The following is a 4,216-nucleotide window of genomic DNA, read 5'->3' as shown; positions in this document are numbered from 1 at the left end:
CTGGAAGCGTGCCATCGAGGACAATGTCACCGATGACGCCGGCCTGGAAAAGGCGATCGGCCTGATGACTCGCCATGGCGCCATCGCCGACACGATCGGACGAGCCCGCCATTTCGGCGAGATCGCCCGCGACGCGCTGGCGCCGCTGGAAGCGACGCCGCAGAAATCGGCGCTGATCGACGTCATCGATTTCTGCATCAGCCGGGTGAACTGAGCGGCGTCACCCGGTTGCCCGCTGCTTCGCCTTTCCCGGCAAAGCGAACGCGGCCAGCAGGCTGACAAAGATGCCCGCCGCCGCCAGCCAGAAGGCGATCTGTATGCCGTCGGCGATCGCGGCCTTCAGTGCATCGCCAGTCAATCCGCCGACATGGCTGTTGGCGATCGCGATCAATGTCGCCATGCCGATCGCGTTGCCGATGTTGAGCGTCGTGCAGGCCATTCCCGAGGCAACGCCCTGTTCGTCGTGTGCCACGCCCGACGCGGCCGCGATCCACATGGCGGTCCAGACGATGCCCTGTCCGACACCGGAGATGATCAGGCCGGGAACGATGGCGGCATAGCTGCTGTCGGCTGATGCTCCAAGGACCATCAGCGCTGTGCCGGCTGCGCCGACTATCATGCCGCCGACCAGGGTCGAGCGTGTAGAAAAGCGCGTCGCCAGGCGCTCACCGAGCTGCGTGCCGGCGGCGATGGCGATCGACGGCACCAGGAACGCCAGGCCTGTTTGCAGGGCGGTGAAGCCATGTACGGTCTGCAACAGCACGGTCAGGAAATAGGGCAGGGCTCCGAACGTTCCCATGAACAGGAAGGTGATCGTCATGCCGGCGACGAGGCTGCGATTGCGGAACAGCCGCAGCGGCATCAGCGGGTCAGCGCTCTTCGCCTCAATCAGCGCGAAGGCGATAATGAAGATCGCTGCCAGTGCGGCGCTGGCGATGATCGCTGGCGAACCCCAGCCATATTCAGGTCCCTGGACCAGCGTGAAGACCAGCAATGTGGCGCCTGCGGTGACGGTCAGCGCGCCCGGCAGATCGAAGTTGCGGTGCTGGTGCCGCTTGGGATCGCGCGGAATGATGGCAAATGCGGCGATGATGGCGATGCCAGCCAGCAGCACATTGACGTAGAAGACCGACGACCAGCCGAAGGCGCCTGTCAGGATTCCACCGGCCAGTGAGCCAAGGGTAAGGCCGCTCGCGCCGGCACCGCCCCACACCGCCAGCGCCCTGTTGCGTTCCGGTCCTTCGGCAAACAGGCGGTTGATCAGCGAGAGCGTCGCCGGGAACAGGAAAGCGCCGCCGATGCCTTGCACGGCACGCGCAGCGATGATGATTTCCGGCGACCAGGCGAGGCCGCCGACCAGCGACGAAAGCGCATAGAGCCAGAGCGCGAAGATGAAGATGCGGCGCTGACCGATAAGGTCGGCGGCGCGGCCGCCGAACAGCAGAAAACCGCCGGTAAACACGGTGTAGGCGCTCACCACCCATTGCAAGGTCTGGCCGGAAAAGCCCAGCCCAGCCCCGATTTCGGGCAGCGCCACGAAGACGATGTTGATGTCGAGAGCGATGATAAGCTGGGCGAAGGCGAGCAATGCCAGCGTGGCGCCGCGCTTCGCGCCAATCCCTCCCTGTGTCGCAGTGGCGCCGAATGGCAGCCCTTGATCGAGTGAACTCATGCCAGTCTCCTTTCGATTCTTTATCGATCGACAAAGAATTGAATTTGCAATCTTGAGTCAAGCGGATTATTTGTGGATCGATAAAGAAATGGAGGTTGCGATGGCGGGACGGCCAAGGGAGTTCGACAGAGCCCAGGCTCTGCAGAAAGCGCGCGATGCCTTCTGGATGCGCGGCTACGAGGGCACCTCGATGGCCGACCTCGTCTCCATGCTTGGCCTGGCCTCGGCGCGCATCTATGCCGCCTTTGGCTCGAAGGAGGATCTGTTTCGCGAAGCCGTTGTTCTCTACGAAACCAGCGAAGGAAGCTTCGCCACCGGTGCCCTTGCCGAAGAACCAACCGCTCGGCGGTTTGTCGAGCGGCTGCTGCGCGATGCGATCGATATCTACACAAGGCCGGATCTGCCGAAGGGCTGCATGGTTGTCTCGGCCGCCACCAACTGCGCTACCGAAAATGACGGCGTGCTGCATTGGCTGGCCGAGCGCCGACTGGCGCGCAATGCATTGATTGTGGAGCGCCTGAGAAAGGGTGTTCGCGACGGCGACCTCAAGCCGGATACCGATCCGGAAGCGCTTGGCGACTACTACACCACGCTGTTGTTTGGCCTCTCAGTGCAGGCGCGCGACGGGGTGCCGAAGAAGCGGCTGCATGACCTGGTCACCGTGGCGATGCCTGCGCTCGACGGTTTCGTCTCACAGCCTTGAGTCTTGCTTCTGGCGCCTCGCGATTTCGACTGCAATTGTCTCGACAAGCTGCCCTGCCGCAAATTATCTATAAAACATGGCAAAGGGCACAGACGACACCATCGCGGTGCGCATCAGCAAGGTTCTGGCGGACCGCATCATATCCGGCGCGATCGAGCCGGGGGCCAGGCTTCGGCAGGATCATATCGCCGAGGAATTCCAAACCAGCCATGTTCCCGTGCGCGAGGCCTTCCGGCGTCTGGAGGCGCAAGGGCTGGCCATCGGCGAGCCGCGGCGCGGCGTGCGCGTCGCGTCTTTCGATCTGGGCGAGGTCAAGGAGGTCGCCGAAATGCGCGCCGCCCTTGAGGTGCTGGCGCTGCGCCACGCCGCGCCGCACCTGACATCGGCCATTCTCGATCTCGCCGAGGAGGCGACCAAGGCCGGCGACAAGTCCCGCGATGTCAGGTCGTGGGAAGAGGCCAACCGCGCCTTCCACCGCTTGATCCTGTCGCCATGCGGCATGCCGCGCCTGCTCGCGACCATCGACGATCTGCACGCGGCAAGCGCCCGTTTCCTGTTCGCGGCATGGCGGTCGGAGTGGGAGACGCGCACCGATCAGGACCATCGCGCGATCCTCTCCGCCTTGCGGCAGGGAAACACCGAATCCGCGGCCGTCACACTGGGGCGGCACGTCCAATGGATTGGCCGCAAGCCGGTCAGGACGGCCTCCGGGACGACGCGCGAAGCTTTTGCCATCGTAGGTTAGTCGGCCTCCGCCAAAGCCAGGGCTTGCAATCTCCAGGGAAGTGTGGATTCGATAATAGATCGGAAAGAGAAATTATCTATAATTTTCAATCGATCAAAGGAATCCCAATGACAGACGTCGCATTCTCCCCCGGCAAGCCGTCGTTCAGTCCGCTCCGGCTCCAGGATCGTTCTCTTGCCTGGCAGGTTGGAGCCGTCGTGCTTGGCACCCTGTTCCTGGCGCTGGCGTCCTATATCGAGGTGCCGATGGTGCCGGTCCCGGTAAACATGCAGACCTTTGCCGTGACCCTGATCGGCGCGCTCTATGGCTGGCGGCTTGGCGCGCTCACCATCGTCGCCTGGCTGGTCGAGGGTGCGGTCGGCTTTCCGGTTCTGTCCGGAGGGGCAGCGGGTGCGGCGCATTTCGTCGGGCCGACGGGTGGCTATCTCTTCGCCTTCCCGCTTGTCGGCGCCTTGGTCGGCTGGCTAGCAGAACGCGGCTGGAACGGCAAAAGGGTGATGCTTGCCTTTGTCGCCATGCTGCTTGGCAACCTTGCCTGCCTTGTGCTGGGCACAGCATGGCTTGCCGTCATGATTGGAGCCGAACAGGCCGTTACCTTCGGCTTCCTGCCGTTCATCGTCGGCGGCTTGCTCAAGTCAGCGCTGGGTGCCGCGACCCTCATGGCCTTTCCCGGCGGCAAGGCCAAGCCGGCCAATCCGTGACGATCAAGCTGCGCGCCCATCATCTCCTTTGCCCGCTCACCTATGTGGGCAAGGGATACAGCCCCGCCTTCACCGCCAATTATGATCGCGTCGCGGAGCGCCTGAGCCGGGGCGAGGACATCCTCCTCGTTTCCGGCCCCGACGATGTCTGCGCTCCATTGCTCGACGAGCCGGAACCTCACTGCCTCAACGAGAGCGTCGTCGAGCGGGACCGGCTCGCCGCGCTGGATGTAGGAGAATTGCTGGCGCGGCCAATCCGGGTCGGCACCCACCTCGATCTCGACACGGGGACCTTGGCCCGGATGCGGCAGGCGTTTTCGGCTGGCCTTGTACGCAAGGCCTGCGGCGGCTGCGAATGGAACGAACTGTGCAGCACGATAGCGGCCGGTGGATAC

Annotated in this window: 5 protein-coding genes and 1 pseudogene; 5 read left to right on the top strand and 1 reads right to left on the bottom strand. The window is 63.7% G+C overall.

Annotated features, from left to right (window positions below; all coding sequences use genetic code 11):
- Positions 1-214 (top strand): annotated as a pseudogene (locus tag EN893_RS21245) (polyprenyl synthetase family protein); the annotation flags it as partial.
- Positions 215-220: 6 nt separating this feature from the next.
- Here the strand turns inward: EN893_RS21245 and EN893_RS21240 are convergent.
- Complete coding sequence (locus EN893_RS21240) at positions 221-1,672, bottom strand: MFS transporter (RefSeq protein ID WP_127268977.1); 1,452 nt, start codon at positions 1,670-1,672, stop codon at positions 221-223.
- A gap of 100 nt (positions 1,673-1,772) precedes the next feature.
- Between EN893_RS21240 and EN893_RS21235 the strand changes: the two genes are divergently transcribed.
- The 4 genes from EN893_RS21235 to EN893_RS21220 all read left to right on the top strand — a co-directional run.
- The gene (locus EN893_RS21235; protein WP_127268976.1) at positions 1,773-2,375 is read left to right on the top strand and encodes a TetR/AcrR family transcriptional regulator; all 603 of its coding nucleotides are present in this window, start codon (positions 1,773-1,775) and stop codon (positions 2,373-2,375) included.
- Between the two features lie 76 nt (positions 2,376-2,451).
- Positions 2,452-3,120 (top strand): GntR family transcriptional regulator, encoded by a 669-nt coding sequence (locus EN893_RS21230; RefSeq protein ID WP_127272279.1) that lies wholly within the window; start codon positions 2,452-2,454, stop codon positions 3,118-3,120.
- Between the two features lie 107 nt (positions 3,121-3,227).
- Positions 3,228-3,821 carry a biotin transporter BioY gene (locus tag EN893_RS21225; RefSeq protein WP_127268974.1) on the top strand — a complete coding sequence of 198 codons (594 nt, stop codon included), beginning with the start codon at positions 3,228-3,230 and terminating at the stop codon, positions 3,819-3,821.
- A partial coding sequence (locus EN893_RS21220; RefSeq protein ID WP_164900997.1) for a DUF1284 domain-containing protein occupies positions 3,818-4,216 on the top strand: 399 nt, incomplete at its 3' end. The genes EN893_RS21225 and EN893_RS21220, both read left to right, overlap by 4 nt.

Source organism: Mesorhizobium sp. M7A.F.Ca.CA.004.04.2.1 (assembly GCF_004022825.1).
In the GTDB taxonomy this organism is placed as follows: Bacteria; Pseudomonadota; Alphaproteobacteria; order Rhizobiales; family Rhizobiaceae; genus Mesorhizobium.
The sequence above is the reverse complement of the archived record's forward strand: the minus strand, read 5'-3'. Positions and strand labels throughout refer to the sequence as shown.